Annotated in this window: 16 protein-coding genes; 5 read left to right on the top strand and 11 right to left on the bottom strand. The window is 48.8% G+C overall.

Annotated features, from left to right (window positions below):
- Window positions 1–31: 31 nt before the first annotated feature.
- Entirely contained in the window at window positions 32–814 is a 783-nt protein-coding gene (locus HP568_RS27840) for a hypothetical protein (RefSeq protein WP_173630801.1), read from the bottom strand.
- 161 nt (window positions 815–975) lie between these two features.
- Here HP568_RS27840 and HP568_RS27835 point away from each other — a divergent pair, with 161 nt between their 5' ends.
- On the top strand, window positions 976–1,833 hold the full coding sequence (locus HP568_RS27835; RefSeq protein ID WP_048034882.1) for an SDR family NAD(P)-dependent oxidoreductase: 858 nt from the start codon (window positions 976–978) through the stop codon (window positions 1,831–1,833).
- 39 nt (window positions 1,834–1,872) lie between these two features.
- Here the strand turns inward: HP568_RS27835 and HP568_RS27830 are convergent, their stop codons facing one another.
- The gene (locus HP568_RS27830; RefSeq protein ID WP_173630800.1) at window positions 1,873–2,382 is read right to left on the bottom strand and encodes a DUF2165 family protein; all 510 of its coding nucleotides are present in this window, start codon (window positions 2,380–2,382) and stop codon (window positions 1,873–1,875) included.
- A gap of 269 nt (window positions 2,383–2,651) precedes the next feature.
- On the opposite strand from HP568_RS27830, the gene pdxR reads away from it, so the two are divergent.
- Complete coding sequence (pdxR, locus tag HP568_RS27825; protein WP_173630799.1) at window positions 2,652–4,115, top strand: MocR-like pyridoxine biosynthesis transcription factor PdxR; 1,464 nt, start codon at window positions 2,652–2,654, stop codon at window positions 4,113–4,115.
- A 713-nt stretch (window positions 4,116–4,828) separates the two neighbouring features.
- Here the strand turns inward: pdxR and HP568_RS27820 are convergent.
- The 8 genes from HP568_RS27820 to HP568_RS27785 form a co-directional block, all read right to left on the bottom strand.
- The gene (locus tag HP568_RS27820; protein WP_173630798.1) at window positions 4,829–5,935 is read right to left on the bottom strand and encodes an IS110 family RNA-guided transposase; all 1,107 of its coding nucleotides are present in this window, start codon (window positions 5,933–5,935) and stop codon (window positions 4,829–4,831) included.
- 395 nt (window positions 5,936–6,330) lie between these two features.
- On the bottom strand, window positions 6,331–7,047 hold the full coding sequence (locus HP568_RS27815; protein ID WP_056491196.1) for an ABC transporter ATP-binding protein: 717 nt from the start codon (window positions 7,045–7,047) through the stop codon (window positions 6,331–6,333).
- Window positions 7,044–7,820 (bottom strand): ABC transporter ATP-binding protein, encoded by a 777-nt coding sequence (locus tag HP568_RS27810; RefSeq protein WP_048034330.1) that lies wholly within the window; start codon window positions 7,818–7,820, stop codon window positions 7,044–7,046. The genes HP568_RS27815 and HP568_RS27810 overlap by 4 nt, the downstream gene beginning before the upstream one ends.
- Entirely contained in the window at window positions 7,783–8,790 is a 1,008-nt protein-coding gene (locus HP568_RS27805; protein ID WP_173630797.1) for a branched-chain amino acid ABC transporter permease, read from the bottom strand. The genes HP568_RS27810 and HP568_RS27805 overlap by 38 nt, the downstream gene beginning before the upstream one ends.
- A gap of 3 nt (window positions 8,791–8,793) precedes the next feature.
- Complete coding sequence (locus tag HP568_RS27800) at window positions 8,794–9,696, bottom strand: branched-chain amino acid ABC transporter permease (protein ID WP_173630796.1); 903 nt, start codon at window positions 9,694–9,696, stop codon at window positions 8,794–8,796.
- A gap of 38 nt (window positions 9,697–9,734) precedes the next feature.
- Entirely contained in the window at window positions 9,735–10,880 is a 1,146-nt protein-coding gene (locus HP568_RS27795) for a branched-chain amino acid ABC transporter substrate-binding protein (protein WP_173630795.1), read from the bottom strand.
- Window positions 10,881–10,901: 21 nt separating this feature from the next.
- A complete protein-coding gene (locus HP568_RS27790) occupies window positions 10,902–12,569 on the bottom strand; it encodes a peptide ABC transporter substrate-binding protein (RefSeq protein ID WP_173630794.1) in 1,668 nt (555 codons plus the stop codon).
- Window positions 12,570–12,790: 221 nt separating this feature from the next.
- Window positions 12,791–13,858, bottom strand: coding sequence for a M24 family metallopeptidase (locus tag HP568_RS27785; RefSeq protein WP_173630793.1), 1,068 nt, complete (start codon window positions 13,856–13,858; stop codon window positions 12,791–12,793).
- Between the two features lie 147 nt (window positions 13,859–14,005).
- Between HP568_RS27785 and HP568_RS27780 the strand changes: the two genes are divergently transcribed.
- The 3 genes from HP568_RS27780 to HP568_RS27770 are packed head-to-tail and all read left to right on the top strand — an operon-like array spanning window position 14,006 to window position 15,812.
- A complete protein-coding gene (locus HP568_RS27780; RefSeq protein ID WP_173630792.1) occupies window positions 14,006–14,278 on the top strand; it encodes a (2Fe-2S)-binding protein in 273 nt (90 codons plus the stop codon).
- Window positions 14,275–14,610 carry a (2Fe-2S)-binding protein gene (locus HP568_RS27775; protein WP_173630791.1) on the top strand — a complete coding sequence of 112 codons (336 nt, stop codon included), beginning with the start codon at window positions 14,275–14,277 and terminating at the stop codon, window positions 14,608–14,610. Before HP568_RS27780 ends, HP568_RS27775 begins: the two co-directional genes overlap by 4 nt.
- On the top strand, window positions 14,607–15,812 hold the full coding sequence (locus tag HP568_RS27770; protein WP_048034337.1) for an NAD(P)/FAD-dependent oxidoreductase: 1,206 nt from the start codon (window positions 14,607–14,609) through the stop codon (window positions 15,810–15,812). Before HP568_RS27775 ends, HP568_RS27770 begins: the two co-directional genes overlap by 4 nt.
- A 30-nt stretch (window positions 15,813–15,842) precedes the next feature.
- On the opposite strand, the gene HP568_RS27765 is transcribed toward HP568_RS27770, so the two are convergent.
- A complete protein-coding gene (locus HP568_RS27765) occupies window positions 15,843–16,628 on the bottom strand; it encodes a DUF2161 domain-containing phosphodiesterase (protein ID WP_048034338.1) in 786 nt (261 codons plus the stop codon).
- Window positions 16,629–16,747 lie beyond the last annotated feature (119 nt).

Below are 16,747 nucleotides of genomic sequence, written 5' to 3'. Positions count from 1 at the left end.
AGAGTAAAAGCACCCTACCATGGGTGCTTTTTTAGCTTTTTCTTTTTGCTGCATCCAACTCTTTCTTCCAACGAAGCAAAGCCTCCCGAGAAGGATACGGATAGGGGAACTGCAATGCTTGCTCGATGGATTGAAAAGCTTGGACATGCATCCCTGCTTTTCTTTGCGCGTCCCCCAGGTAGTACCAATACCTCGCCGAATCGCTCTCTTCAAGGACAGACTCATAGTAGGCAATCATCTTCTGAAAATAATAGGGATAGACATCGTCTGCGATTACCAGATTTCCTGCATCCCACCTATACACTTCCACTTGAAACGCTTTTCCACTATCGTGTAGCCACAGCGCAAGCTCAGCGTTGCCATTCATTCCATTAACCCCCGGCATATCTTCCACCTCAACCCTGCTTGCTCGTGTCTCCTGATGGAGCATGTGCATAAATCCATTCGCCGACCACTGCAAAATATCTATGTTCGACCATGCCCCGCCTATTTGCCACCCAATCAATAAGCTATTCATTTGGGGATCGCCAATGGGAGCAGCCAATAATTCGGAAACCGTGTAGCCTTGTCCTTTGAAATTGCCGATTGGATGCCAGCGATTCTCATCCTGTTTGGCGATCATGACGTACATTTGGCCTTGGTTACGATAAACACAGGCTATTTCCTGATGATTATCCCCATCGAAATCAGCGACGATAACGGCTGGTTGATCGTGCGGCTTTGGCATGACCACTAGTTCTGCCGTAGGAGGTATCAAGCTCTTTATGACGCTACAATGTTGCGTTCCGATCTGTTTCATATTGGTCTCACCCATCTTTCCAGTCTCACCAAAATATATGCTTTTTTTTTCACCACATGCTCGCAGTATCCCAGATTACACTCGACCACAAATATAAATAGACTTTTTAATCAATTGTCTATTATAATCAAAACAATAATCGTATATGTTTGGTATTCGTTTGAAGGAGGTATGTCATGAAGCAGTTTGAAAACAAAGTAGCGGTCATTACCGGAGCGGCCAGCGGTATCGGTCGCGCATTGGCAACCCGCTGTGTTGAGGAGCAGATGAAGGTTGTTCTTGCCGATGTAGAGGTAGCGGCGCTCCAACGAGTAGAGCAGGAGTTACAGGCGGCAGGGGCAACTGTCCTCGCCGTTGTGACGGACGTAAGCAAGGAAAAAGATATCCAGATGCTTGCACAGAAAACGCTAGACTCGTTCGGTGCTGTCCATCTATTGTTCAACAATGCAGGGGTTGGCGGAGGCTCGACAATCTGGCAAAGCACCCTTGCTGATTGGCAATGGGTCATGAATGTGAACTTGTGGGGGGCCATTCACGCTACACAAATTTTCGTACCCATGATGTTAAAACAAGGGACTGAATGCCACATCGTGAACACCGCCTCTCTCGCTGGCCTTGAGTCTGGACCAGGGAATAGCATTTATCGGGTAAGCAAGCATGCGTTAGTCAGTCTGTCGGAAACCCTCTACCACGAATTGAAAATGATCCAATCCAAAATCGGTGTTTCCGTTTTATGCCCCGGCTTTGTTCAGACGCAAATATGTGACGCCCATCGCAATCGTCCAGCGGAGTACAGCAAACCAGGAGATATCGTGGAGCCCTCACCGATGACCACTGCCATCGACCAGTTCATTCGTTTAGGTGTGGAGCAAGGAATTTCTCCGAAAGAGGTAGCTGATCACACCTTCCTGGCGATCAAGGGCAATCGCTTTTACATTCTGCCAGATCCCTCATATAAAGAGACTGTGCGTCAGCGAATGGAAGATATTTTGAACCAGCATAACCCGACGTTCGTGATTCCCTCGCATATTTAACAAAAAAGCCACGCTCTCAAAGGAACGTGGCTCTAGTTTTTACACATCTGTTAACTCTCGATCTCGTAAAGAAACCAAAATCACGAATCCAATCATCACCTCTGTAATGTTAAACGCGACCTGCTGACCATTCCATACTTGTGATTGCCACATGGCGAACCACTCTGCGCCCACAATGGCAAATCCGAAAAACCAGATGCAAAAAGCAACCATATAAGCGATGTATGCGAATGTTTTCGAGTTATTGAACGTTTTTGCATCCTTCTTTACATTACGCAGCATATTTCCTGCCGCGATCCAACCCAAAAGTGAGAACAGCCCTTCCGCAATGATGATTCCGATATAAGCTATGGTGTGAGCAGTAGGCTCAGTAATCGCTCGCCACATCAGTGCGTTACCCTCAAACGTGGTATCCATGGACAGAACATGTTGGACAAATTGATAATTGGAATGGTAGTCCATAAGATTCCCTAAGAAAATGGACGTCCCAAATGCTGCGGATAGTGCTACAACCAAAACCTTCAAATACCGTAACGTCAAATTACTCAATGCTGATCACGCCTCTTTTCCTTCGCTTTGTGTCTTTACTCATTCTCGATTGGATTGACACACCCTTTCTCTTTGTTAGAAAAATCTATCTATTTTCATCACGAGTATTCATCACCACCAGATGGAAACCTAATCATACTTATTCGGAAGTGGGACCATCCAATTCATGATTTTTTTACCCATCCATGTTCAACAGTTTGGAACGGTTTTGTCACATGAATTTTTCTTAACAATGTTATGATGAAATGGACTCCCCCATATAACAAACAATGAATATGTGCAAGGTTGTGATTATCATTTGGAAGCCTGATCGGTCGAGCAGTCAAACTCTATACCACCAAATAGCCGATGAGATTGAACGCAGAATTTCATATGGAGAGTTCCCCCCTGGGAGCCTGCTCCCTTCTGAGAGAAAACTGGCAGAGCAATTAGGAGTAAACCGAAGCACTGTTATTTTAGCGTACGAGGAACTTCGGGCATTAGGCATCATCGAGAGCAGAACAGGAAGCGGTACTCGTGTGAGTAAAAATAAATGGGAGGCAACGCCAAAGCATACACCCAACTGGCATCGATATGTAGAAGGTGGTCAATTCCTCCCGAATTTGTCTTATCTGCGTCGGATTAGAGAGGCCTTGCAAAAAGACAGCAGCCTCATCGATTTTGCGAGTGGAGAATTGTCTTCCCAGCTCTCACCAGGTACGGAAATCAGTACCCTGATGAAGGAAAACCCCTTTACCGAATATTTGGGATACGACAATCCACAAGGCTTCACACCATTGCGTGAAGAGCTGGTCTCGTATTTGTCACGATACCGAAATGTGCAGACAACGGACTCTTCCATTCTGATCACGTCGGGCTCTCAACAATCTTTGTATTTGATCACCCAATGTCTGCTTGCACCCGGCGATGCGGTTGCCATCGAAGATCCCTCTTATTGTTACTCATTGCCTATGTTTCAATCTGCTGGACTTCGCCTGTTCCGCCTTCCCGTCAGCCATAATGGAATTGATCCAGAAGATATTCGCGCCTTGTATAAAAAACATCGGATCAAGATGATCTTTATCAATCCTACTTTTCAAAACCCTACAGGAATTTGTCTTGATCCCACTCGGCGCACACAACTGTTGGATGTAGCAAGCGAACTCGGTCTGCCGATTGTAGAGGACGATCCTTTCAGTCTGACTTCCTACGATGGCAAGCCTCCACTGCCACTCAAATCATTGGATCAACTTGGCTCCGTCGTCTACATTGGTTCCTTTTCCAAAATTGCTGCATCCGGTTTACGAGTCGGTTGGATGGTGGCGCCTCATTCCGTTGTCGAACGTTTGGCAGATGCCCGCCAGCAGATGGATTTTGGCCTGAGCGTGGTGCCACAAAAAATCGCGGCCCAGTTTTTGCATTCCGATAACTTCCTGCCGCATTTAGAGCGATTGCGTATGCATTTACAGTACAGAAGAGATTTGCTTGTGGAGGCACTGCAAAAAGAATTGCCCAATGAGATTTCGTTCACCATTCCACAAGGCGGATTACACTTGTGGTGTAAAATTAACCCGGATGTGAACGACAACCAATTATTTGAAGAAGCCCTTCGCAGAGGCGTCGTTTTTGTGCCTGGCAGTGTATATGGTTCAGACTCCGGCTACATTCGCTTTACCTTTGCGCGACCGAAAGAAGAGGAAATTACGCTTGGTGTCGCTAAGTTTGCGGCTGCTTTGAAGGCAGTTTTGACTTAAAGATGGTGGTCCGCCGACGATTGTGGTCGGGGAAGCCCTGCCACATGTTTTCCAGTCGCCTGTATCCTCTCTACGTACGGGCCGTCTCCTTCCAAACATGTGACAGGACTTTCGTACAGCTTTTGTTTCTTTCAGGCTTTAAAACAGATTTGCAGGTTAGAGCTTGGAAGCTTCGGTTCACGATTTTACTACTTGCATTGACCTGCAAATATTGCAAAAGCTGCGTAGGAAGAAGCGCATTTCCAGTCCAAGCGCCTCTGGAGCCCATCTTAGCTTCGGAATAAGTGGCGGGGAATTTCAGCTTCACTGATATGAACGAGGACTGTCAATAGCATGACGGCCCCGTTTTTTCTTTTTCTTTTTTCTTGTTGCTTTATATGGAGAGGTGGGCGTGATAGACTGCTCATTAGCGGTCAGCGTAAAGAATACCACCGCGTTTTACGCAAAAATCACGCCCACAGAGGCTCCATGTCAAGCAACAAGAAATGGGTAAAGACACGGCACGAAGGCAAAAACTCTTCGACGGTGAGCAGTCTGATATCCGTGGGTTCTCACATTTTATCTCTCCGTTCGGGGGAGCTTCCACAAACTTATGACGCACGTAGTTGTTTTTTCAAACAAGTGTGCAAGTGAAGCTCGTGGGTTCTCCCTACCGATTCTTCCTTTTGCCTCCGCGCCCTATCTTCACTGTTTGATTTTAGTTTCTTTCCTTCTTATGATGCTTGTTCCATTTGTCGAGTGATCGCCCAAATAAACCCTAATAACTCGCGAGCAACAGCTGTCACTGCTTTTCCACCAGGCTTTCCTTTCGCCATGAGACGACAATACTTTTTATGCAAACGATTTTGTGCTTTCCAGGCAATGGCTTGAACTTCCTTGGTCTGGCCTTCTTGTCTTTTCCGAATCTCCCCTTTCAACGCAGGTTGGTAACGATAACTCCAAGCAGCCTCTACCAGAATACGACGAAGATGAGTGTTTCCTGTTTTGGTAATGGACCCTTGTCGACGGAGATCTCCACTTGAAGATTCGGAAGGAACCAATCCAGCATAAGACATTAGCTGACGAGGGTGGGCAAATCGAGCGAAAGAACCGATTTCTGCAACCAAGCTGGTTGCTGTTATTTCTGCAACACCACGTAAAGACTGGAGAGCTTGAATCATAGGAGCATGAACACTTTCTGTCGCTTGAGCGTGAATTTCTTCATGAAGACGTTTTAAACGTTGCTCGATCTCATCTAGATGATGCAAATATTCACGAAAAACGGTACGTGAGCTGTTTTGTGAAAAGATTAAACGATCAAGCCACTCTCTGTACCTAACGGTCCATTTTCTAACTCCTACAGGAGCTCGCAAATCGTGACGAAGGAGAAATTTCGTTAAACGATGTCTGGCTCGAAGCTGGTCTTCTTTCGCATCTTCGCGAGCACGAACTAAGTCACGTAGAGCTTCATCTTCTTCCGTTGGTACATAAATCGATACCAATTCACCTGCACGAAGCAACTGAGCTAAACGGAGTGCATCACGCCGATCCGTTTTCACTCGATCTCCCGGTCTTTGCGGAATAAGAGAAGGAGCGACAACTATACAATCGATTCCGAGACGAATAAAAAGCCGATACAGTTCATAACCGGTAGCACCTGCTTCATAGCACACTTGAAGAGAGTGAAAATCCCCTAGTTGTTTCATGAGTTTACGAACAGCTTCAGGTGTATGAGCAATCATTCCCCAATAACGCGGGGCTTCTCGGCCATCTTCAGCTATTGCCACCGCAATTTTATCTTTTGAAACGTCTAAACCAACGTATTTTGTGAAATCCTTCATAAGTAGCAGCTCCTTTCGTATTGTAGCGCTCTGTCTATTGGCGTACTTGCCCTTAGTGTAGCCAGAGTAACCTACGAAGTTACGAATAGGGGCTGTCCTCGTTCATGATAACTTATGGAATACTTCTTCGAAACTGCTACGTTTGAAGCGCTCCCGCCGTTCATTCCAGAGCGTCCAGTCAATCCCCTTGCGGGGCGTAGGCCGAAGCGTAGACTGGAAATACGCTTCTTCCCTCCACTACAGCCGCTTCTTACACGCCAAAAACGCACGCCAACGCGAACAAAAATCTGGAAACCTTCGCCCCTCTTTGGGCGGCAACACCTCAGACAAAATACGGATCAATTCCATGGTTGATTCCTCCTTTGTCGTCAGGCACGTAAAGCCGTGCAGTCGGCCTACGCACCCAAATACGCCTTGACGATCGAATCATCGGCCCTGAGAACGTCCGCCTTATTTTCCATGACGATGCGCCCTGTCTCCATTACATAGCCGCGATGAGCAAGCTTCAACGCTGCCTTGGCATTTTGTTCGATCAAAAGGATCGTCGTGCCTTGCCTGTTTATTTCTCTGATGATATTCATGATCTCAGCCACAATAATCGGGGCGAGCCCCATCGACGGCTCATCTAGCATCAAGAGCTTTGGACGTGCCATGAGACCGCGGCAGATTGCGAGCATTTGCTGCTCGCCTCCACTCAACGTACCTCCCATTTGTTCACTCCGCTCCCTCAATCGGGGGAACAGCGCGAAAGCCTGCTCAATCCCCTCTGCGATGACCGCCTTCTCTTTTCTCTGTGTAAAACCGCCTAGCTCCAAATTTTCACGCACAGTCAAGCCAGCAAAAATACGCCTGCCTTCTGGTACATGGATGATGCCTGCCTCGACAATTTGGTGAGGAGCACAGCCTACGAGACTCTGTCCATGAAGCAAGACATCTCCACGGCTTGGTCGAACGATTCCAGAAATCGTTTTGAGTGTCGTGCTCTTGCCAGCACCATTACTGCCTAGCAGAGCGACAATCTCTCCTTCATGCACATGCAGGTCTATGCCTTTCAGCGCTTCAATTTTCCCGTAAAACGAATGAATGCCGCTGATTGTCAAAAGTGGTGTCATATCGCCTCCTCCTCCTTTCCCAGGTAGGCTTCTACGACACGCGGATTGCTGAGCACATCCTCGGGAGTTCCCTCTGCGATCTTCTGTCCGTAGTCGAGGACGATTACTTTTTCCGAGATTTTTTTGATCAAACCGATATCGTGCTCGATGATCAGCACTGTCAACTTGTAGTGAGTGCGTATTCGCTTGATCAAAGCAATCAGGTCTTCCTTCTCCTCAAAATTCAGCCCCGCAGCAGGCTCATCGAGGAGCAACACTCGCGGCTTGGTAGCCAGGGCCCGTGCGATTTCCAAATAACGCTGAGCGCCATACGGCAAGTTTTTGGCAATACGCCAGCAAGAGTCTTCCATCCCCACGAAACGAAGACAGTCCCTTGCCGTATCCTCGATCAACTGTTCCTCCAGGCGCTGTGCCCTTGTCTGCCAGAGTGCTCCCCAGACGGTTTGGCTCGTGCGGCTGTGCATGCCTGATTTGACATTATCCAAGACCGTCAAATTCGGAAACAGCCGCAAGTTTTGAAACGTTCGCGCCATGCCGAGCCGTGTGATTTGGCTTGGCTTTTTTCCCACGAGCTGGTTTCCTTCAAGGATGATCTGCCCCGCAGTCGGACGGTAAAATCCGGTGATCATGTTGAAGACGGAGGTTTTCCCCGCTCCATTTGGGCCAATGATACTGCTGATCGAGCCTGGACTGATAACAAAAGACAAATCGTTTACCGCAGTCAGACCGCCGAATTTAAGCGTTACATTTTTCACTGTCAAGCTTGACGTCATTACCGCTGCCCCCTTCCGTAACCTCCTCGGTCTCGCCACGACTAGCGCCTCGTTTCATCTCATAGCGGGCAGGCCATAGTCCTTGGGGGCGAAACAGCATCATCGCGACCAGCGCGGCACCGAAGATCAAATACCGCCAATCTTCCACTGAGCGTAGCAGCTCCGGTAACGCTATGACCAGCACTGCACCCAAGACGACGCCGGGAATGCTGCCCAAGCCTCCCAATACCACTGCCAAAAGAATCATAATGGACTGGGTAAAGCTAAAGCTGAGCGGCGCAATTGCACTCATTTTGACAGCAAAAACAGAACCAGCCAAACTCCCGATGACAGCACCGATCGAATACGCCAGCAGCTTCATATTAATCCGGTTAATGCCCATCGCCTCTGCAGCATCCTCGTCCTCGCGGATATACATCCACGCCCTGCCGATGCGGGATGTGCCCAACCGTTTTACAGCCACGACCGTCACAACCGCAATGATCAAGATCAAGTAGTAAAAGTCGATCTGGCCGCCAAGAACATAACCCCCAATAGAAGGACGCGGGATTCCATAAATGCCTGAAGCTGATCCGGTAATAGTAAGATTAATCGCTAAAATACGAATGATTTCCCCAAAGCCGAGGGTGACGATTGCCAAGTAGTCACTGCGCAGCCGAAGTGTTGGCGCCCCGATGATCACACCCACAATAGCCGCAAATATCATGGCCACAGGCAAGGTCAGCCAAAACGACCATTGATAGATCGTCATCAGAATGCCTGTCGTATAAGCGCCTACGGCAAAAAAGGCGGCGTAGCCCAAGTCGAGTAATCCGGCAAAGCCGACTACCACATTCAGCCCCTGGGCCAAGACAACGTAGAACAAGGCAAGTGTCGCAACATCCAGCCAGTAGTTATTGGATAAAAACGGCAGTACACACGCGACGGCGAGCAACAGGACAACAGCGATTATTTTTCGAGATGGGTTCATCCGCTACATCCTCTCTGTCACTTTCTCACCCATGATGCCCGTTGGCTTCAATACGAGAATCAAGATCAACAGGGAAAACGCCACGACGTCCTTCCAAGAACCGCCGAACATAAATGTTCCGGCCGTCTCCATCATCCCGAGCAGCAGCCCGCCCAGCATCGCTCCTGGAATGCTGCCGATTCCCCCCAACACCGCTGCCGTAAACGCCTTGAGTCCAATGATAAAGCCCATCATGAAATTGACGGTTCCGTAGTAAGCACCTGCCATCGTACCTGCACCTGCTGCCAACGAAGCACCGATGAAAAAGGTCAAGCCAATGACTTTATGCACATGGATGCCCATTAAATGACAAGCCGTCTGATCGAGCGCAATCGCTCGCATAGCCTTGCCGTACAGCGAGCGATTGATGAATAGATGCAAGCCCAGCATCAAAAGCGCCGCGATAATGACTAGCCCGATTTGGACATACGTGATTTTGGCCCCTAGCAGACTAATGCCGTCGTGAGAAAGCTGCAAGGGATACACTTGATACTGCGCCCCCCAAACAATCATCGAGCCGTTTTCCAAAAAGAGCGAGACACCAATTGCCGTAATCAGGATAGAGAGCCGTGGAGCCAACAGGAGCGGCCGATAAGCCACCCTCTCGATCCCCATCCCCAAGACGCCGACAATCACCATCGTCAGCAATAAGACAATCAATATTCCCATCAAGCCTGCCCCGGAAGAGTCTCCTCCGAGCACGCTGAGCAAGGTATAGCCGACAAATGCACCGAGCATGTACAAATCGCCATGCGCGAAGTTGAGCAGCTTGATAATGCCAAAAACCATCGTGTAGCCCAAAGCGATCAAACTGTAAAAAGCACCGATGACCAGTCCGTCCGCCAGTGTTTGGACGAGAATATCCATTCCTCCACCCTCCTTTGAGGCAATAATTGACGTATGCCCTACTTCGCTAACGTGAACTTGCCACCCGTCACTTTCAAAACGGCGAAGTTGGAGGTATCCAGTGTATTTTGGGCGTTGAACGAGATCGTTTGTCCGAGCGCCTTGAAATCCTTTGTTTCTTTGATCGCTTTTTTGATAGCGTCATGATCAGTCGAGTTCGCCCGCCCGATCGCATCTGCCAGCAGATTGACCGCATTGTAACTCAACGCTGAGAAAGGCCCCGGTGCCAAGTTGTTGTACGCCTGCTTATACGCAGAAGTGAACGCTTCTGCCCCCTCGATGAATTCCGCTGTAGGGGTCGCGGTAATCAAAAGCCCTTCCGCATTGTCTGCACCAGCAATCTTGATGACGTCCTCACTGAATGAGCCATCGCCTGCGAGGAATAGACCGGATACGCCTTTTTGCTTGAATTGCTTGACCATGAGTCCGCCAGCCGCATAATAACCGGTAAAATAAGTCGCGTCCGGTTGGAGACCTTTTATTTTTGTAACCAGTGCACTGAAATCTTTTTCTTCGGGATTGATTGCTTCATACGCAATGACGGTTCCGCCGGATTTTTCAACGGATGCTTTGGCAAAATCGGCCAGGTCTTTGGCGTAGGCAGAATTGTCATGGATGAGCACAACTTTTTTCGCTTGGTTCGCTGCCATGTAATCTGCTGCGGTTTGAGCTTGATCTGGGGTTAGGCCATTGATCAAAAAGAGGGTGTCATAGCCTTGAGCGGGCAATTTGGCGGAATTGGCTGCGGGAACGATCATGGGAATGTTGGCATTTTTGAATACACCCGATGAGGGTAGTGTCGCACCTGAGCAGTAGCCACCGACGACAGCTACTACGTTTTGAGAGACTAGCTTATTGGCTGCTGTCGTCGCCATTTGTGGATCGCAGCCATCATCAGCCACTTCAATCTTCAATTTTTTCCCAAGAACTCCACCGCTGTCGTTTATTTTTTTGACAGCCATTTCGATTGCGTTTTGCATGTCTTTTCCATCCGTTGCATTGTTACCAGTTACTGGTAAAATCACACCAACGAGTATCTCGCTAGCGTCTGCACCTCCAGTAGAAGCTCCTTGATTGGCACATCCCGCTATAGCCAGCGACAGAGTCAACGTCGCCGCGACTATCACGCTTCCCCATTTTTTCATAGCCCATCCCCCATTCGAATATTATTCGATTGATGCCCATTTCCAGTCGATTGCGCCTAGTCCATCCTGGAAGATTCCTTTTACCTTGTCATTCTTCACCCATGTATGCGTATAGAAGTAGATCGGCATTATCGGCATTTCGTCCATCATGATTTGCTCGGCTTCACGCAAAATCGCCTTGCGCTTTTCCGGATCACTCTCGGTGGCCGACTGATTCAGCAGCTCTTTGAATCTCGGATTCTCCCAACGCGTATCATTGTTTCCTCCGTCCTTTTCCTTGAACAGCTCCAGGAAGTTGATCGGATCGTTGAAGTCACCAGACCAGCCGAGACGACCGACCTGATAGTTGCCCTCGTGCATGGTCTCGAGGTACACCTTCCATTCCTGATTTTCCAGCTTCACATCTGCACCAAGGTTTTGGCGCCATTGGTCCTGAATCGCTTCTGCTATCTTTTTATGCCCTTCGGACGTGTTGTAGCTGAGCTTGATTGGCGGAAGTTTAGAGAGGCCCAGCTCTTTCAATCCTTCTTCTAGCAGCTTTTTGGCCGTTTCTTGATCATTGTCTTTGAAATAACCGCCCGTATTGAGTCCCATTGTCGGAGGAACTGCCGCCATCGCTGGCTGCTGATTCGCTTGGAGTACGTTGTCGATCAAGATTTGACGGTTAATGGCGTAGGCAAAAGCTTTACGAATCTTCACGTTATTGAACGGAGGTTTCTCTGTATTGAACTTGTACCAGTACGTAGCACCGACAGGCTTCACTTGCAGCTTTCCACTGTCTTTAAGCGCTGGCATCGCATCTGTTGGCAATGAGCTTAACGGACTGCCTGCCCAATCAATCTCGCCGTTTTCGAACATGGACAGCTCTGTGTTTTCATCCTCCACCATCGAGAACTCGATCTTGTCCAGCTTGACACTATCTTTGTCCCAGTAGTTGTCGTTTTTCACGAGTACCATTTTGCTTTTGTGTTCCCAAGACTCCATTTTGAATGGACCATTTCCTACGTGTGTTTTAGCTTCTCCAGCCCATTTTTCATCTGCCTCGACTACCTTTTTATTTACCGGGAAATAAGTTTGGAAGGCAGTTAGCTCCAGAAAAAACGGGGTTGGATTCGTCAACTCTACTTGGAGGGTCTTGTCATCCAATGCTTTTACGCCGACATCATCCAAGCTGCCAGTCCCTTTGTTAGCCTTCTCTGCATTCTTGATGTAATAGAGCTGGTAGGCGTAATTGGACGCTGTCTTCGGATCAAGAGCTCGCTTCCACGCGTATTCGAAATCGTGCGCAGTTACCGATTCTCCGTTGCTCCACTTGGAGTCTCTCAGCTTGAAGGTGTATGTTTTCATATCACTTGATACTTCAATCTTCTCGGCTACTGCTTCCTCCGGCTTGCCCGAAGGCCCGATACGTGTCAATCCATCAAAAACTGCTTTGACGATGGCAGCAGAGGTCGTGTCTTCCGCAAGCCCAGGATCAACTGTAGGTGGTTCGGAGTGAAGATTCCAGCGTAGAACTTGTTCTTTTGCTGGTTCTTTAGTTGTGGTGGCAGGTGCTGGCTGCGAGCTCGGCTGTCCACTCTGTGTTGCTTGCTCGGCTGGCTTCGCTGCTGGCTGTCCTCCTCCACATCCTGCCAACGCTAATCCCATGACTGCCAGGCTACTCATTACCGCAAACATACTTTTTTTCATTTGATCAACCCCCATTGTTCTGTCGTTAAGAGATGGTTTTCAGAATTATCAGAATGCAAGAGGTGTGCCAAAATTGAAGGCGGCAGTGGCAAAGTTCTAGAGACGGTTGTTGTAAATTTTCTTGTACACTGTAGTGCTTTTTGTGTTTCAAATCTTAGACACCTCTGTTAAACAAAAAAAGCCCCAGCCCATTTACTCGGCCAAGACTTTTGACTCTCCATTTACAAAATGATCAATTCACGCGGTGAATGTGTCAGCACCTCATTGCCACTCTCTGTGACAACCAGATCGTCTTCGATACGGACTCCACCAAGCTCTGGGATATAAATCCCCGGCTCCACGGTCAAAATCATGCCTTCTTGGAGAACAGCGGTGCAACGAGTAGACATAAATGGCTCCTCATGAATATCGAGGCCCACTCCATGTCCCATCCCATGTCCAAATCGCTCGCCATAGCCGTGCTCCGTGATGTAGTCCCGTGCGAAGGCGTCTGCCTCTTTCCCGGTAATGCCAGGACGAATGCCTGCAACAGCCCGATTGCGTGCTTCCAGAACGATCTCGTAGATGGCTTTGAGCTGTTCATCAGGAGTACCAACAGCAACCGTACGGGTAATATCAGAGCGATACCCTTGGTACAATGCGCCAAAGTCTAACGTGACTATATCTCCCGCTTCAATCATTTTTTCACTTGCTACGCCATGTGGAAGTGCGGAACGATAACCAGAAGCAATAATGATGTCAAAAGCAGAGCCCGACGCCCCTTCCTTTCGCATGAACATTTCCAATTCATTAGACACGGCAAGCTCTTTGATACCAGGGCGCAGAAAAGAAGTAATATGGGAAAATGCCGCATCGGCGATTTGTGCAGCCGTTCGGATGATCGCCAGTTCTTCCTTTGTCTTAATCATCCGCAAACCCTCAATGACACCTGACTTCGGAATGAAGGCTGATTGGACGGCCTCGATGTATTTGCGATGCAGAGCAAACGAGACATTCTCCTCCTCAAAGCCAAGATGGGTGATCCCCATCGCTTTCGACTGGCGCGCTACTTCACTGTATACGGATTCTTTTGTCGGCAAATAAACGATCTCAAAGCCTGTTGCTTGTGCTTGCGCTTGGGCTGTGTAACGGAAATCTGTGAAGAGCTTGGCCTGGTCCCTTGAAATGAGGACAACTCCGTATGTACCTGTAAAGTTTGTGAGGTATCGGCGGTTTTGTCCATTGGTGATCAACATCCCGTCGATCCCAAGTGAATCGAATTGCTCACGCAGTCTTGTTACTTTTTCCATCTCTGTCATCCCTCTTTTGTTTGTCGTGATTGATCAAGTTCTTTGAGAATATTCAGCAAGTATTGTGCCAGCCAGGACGATCTCACTCGCTTCTCCATGGCACGACACTTGCATTTTTATCAAGCAAGAATGAAAGGAGGCTTCATCATGGAATCGCATCCATTGATTATCTGCCGTTGTGAAGAAGTAACTCTCGCTGAATTGGTAGAGACCGCTCAAAGCTACCAATGTACCGCACGCGAGCTAAAGCTACGGACCAGAGCCGGCATGGGCTGCTGCGGTGGGAGAACCTGCCGCACATTGATCGATCAGGTCATTCAGCAAGTAACTGGCCAAGCGCCTTCTCATACTGTACCTCTTGGATACCAACCGCCTATTCGTCCTGTCTCATTTCAAACGCTCGGGGGGCAACGGGCATGAGTCAACGAATTGATCACCATCCAGTCCTCGGTTCACTCAGGGACAGAAAGCAGCTTCCTTTTTATTATAACGGCTCTGTCTATACGGCTTACGAAGGCGAAACGATTGCGGGAGCCCTATTGGCTGCAGGGGTCCGTACGCTTCGGGTGCATGAGGAAAAAGGAACTCCGCGAGGAATTTACTGCAATATCGGTCACTGCTATGAATGTCGTGTCCATGTAGACGGTGTTCCTACCGTGCGTGCTTGTATGACGCTTGTGCAGGAAGGCATGCAAGTGAATGCGGGTTCTATCCTTCCTACTCCCTTGAAAAAAGGAGGACATGGTGCATGATCGACCTTCTTATCATCGGGGCTGGACCTGCGGGTTTATCCGCAGCAATTGCAAGTGCCAAACAGGGATTGGCTGTTCGTGTAGTCGATGAGTTTTATCGTCCTGGGGGACGCTTGCTTGGACAGCTTCACGAAGAACCGGACGGTGTATGGTGGAATGGACTGGATGAGGCTGCTCGTCTCACGCAAGAAGCGATTGAGCTTGGCGTAGAGATCCGTTGTGGCGTTTCCGTGTTCCATTTGACCCACTCTCAAGATGGCTGGATTGTTTCTACCACAGTGGGGGAAATGATAGCCCCGTTGCTCCTGATCGCAACGGGAGCTTCTGAAGCAGCCGTACCCGTGCCAGGCTGGACGTTACCTGGCGTGATGTCCATTGGAGCGGCTCAAGTCATGACAAATGTGCAGCGCGTGCGAGTAGGACAACGCGGGGTAGTCATTGGAATCAATATCTTATCGGTGGCGATATCCCGGGAATTGCAGTTGGCCGGGATTACGGTGGATCGAATGATTCTCCCACCTAGTACAACTGTCAGTGGCACTGCGTGGCAACCACAAGCGGTGATGCAATCCTTATTGCGCGTCGCCCATCTGGCCCCTTCTCTGTTGATTCGTATGGGGAGCAAAATGATGGGAAATTCATGGATGCAAAAGCTGGCAGTGTCCCTCTATCCCTCAAACGGGTTTTCTATGTGGGACATCCCGATTCAACTGCGAACAGCAGCAGTGGAGATCGTCGGAACGTCTCAAGTCGAGGGTGTCCGTATCGCCCGAGTTGCAGCCGATGGTTCACCCATCGCTGGAACCGAACAAGTCATTCCAGCTGATTTCGTCTGTATCGCAGGCGGATTAAGTCCACTCGCCGAATTGGCAGCGATTGCCGGGTGCCCTTTTGCCTATGTTCCCTCCTTGGGCGGGCATGTCCCCTTGCACAATGAGAGCATGCGAACGCCAGTCCCTGGACTCTATGTTGCCGGCAATATCTCGGGAATTGAAAGTGCCAAAGTGGCAATGGCTCAAGGCACGGTCGCGGGACTTTCTATCGCCAAAGCTCGGGGGAAGCTGACGAATGAACAGCCGTTATTGGATGCCATTCAACAGGTGAAAATCGTCCGGCAAAACGCAACGATTCAGTTCCATCCAAACATTGTGGCTGGGCGTGCACTGGTGGGGCAAATGACAGCAGAATGGATCGCGAACTAATTCACTCCTTCAATAGAAAAAGGCAGCCTGTCATTTTTTCACGGCAGGCTGCCTTTGTTTTTCTGAGTCCAGAGTAAGCGTACCGTGTATTTCCTCTGCCTGTTCTCGATAGTAAGCAATAAGCTCAGGGTATTCCGCTATTTCTCTCTCGCCTGTTGGAGTGATCACATACAGCCCGCGTTGCACACGGGTAAACCACCCATAATGGTTTTGGATAAGAATCGACGAGGTTTTCTCTCCAGCCCCTTTACTCTTGAGTAATTTAGGCGATAACGGCCCATACTGCTGAAGCAACGTCGCGATTTGAATGCAGTTCTGCTTGTAGGCCGTCATGAGCTTGGTTTGATAGCTGCCGCCAACATTGTAATCGCCGTATCTTCCCCGCATCTCTTCAATGATGCGGTTTCGTTTTTTTTGATTGAATTGCTTGCTTTTTACCCGATCAAACGGTCCCGGTGAAATATTCACTTCCATGACTGCGGGCCCTCTTTTGGGAAAGGACACGAGAATGAGACCAAGCTCGAGACGTCTCACTAAGTAGCATATATCTTGCCATTTTTTCGAAAACAATTTGTATTTGGGCTTCGGGATTGCCATATAAACAAAATCGGTGTAGCGTTGTCGCTTGGTTGCCTGTATGAGCAATTCCACACTTAGGTTGCGCTTGAACTCAACAATAATCAGTTCCTCGCCTTTGATGGCTGTTAAATCGCAATGCTTGACCTCTCCAAAAACGTCATATCCTTGTGCGACAAAATAATTCCGAATCGGCTCGTACATGTCAGCTTCATATTTCTTCTCTGCTTTTGGTTCCATGTGCTCCCCTTCTCTTATAGGAAAAAGAGCCAATCCAGTGGATTGACTCCTCTCTTCGTTATTCCTTCAAAACTGAATACGCATGATTGCTAAGAATGTGTGGATAAGTCCTCGACCGA

Origin of the sequence: Brevibacillus sp. MS2.2 (assembly GCF_013284345.1) — a bacterium.
In the GTDB taxonomy this organism is placed as follows: domain Bacteria; phylum Bacillota; class Bacilli; order Brevibacillales; family Brevibacillaceae; genus Brevibacillus; species Brevibacillus brevis_C.
The sequence above is the reverse complement of the archived record's forward strand: the minus strand, read 5'-3'. Positions and strand labels throughout refer to the sequence as shown.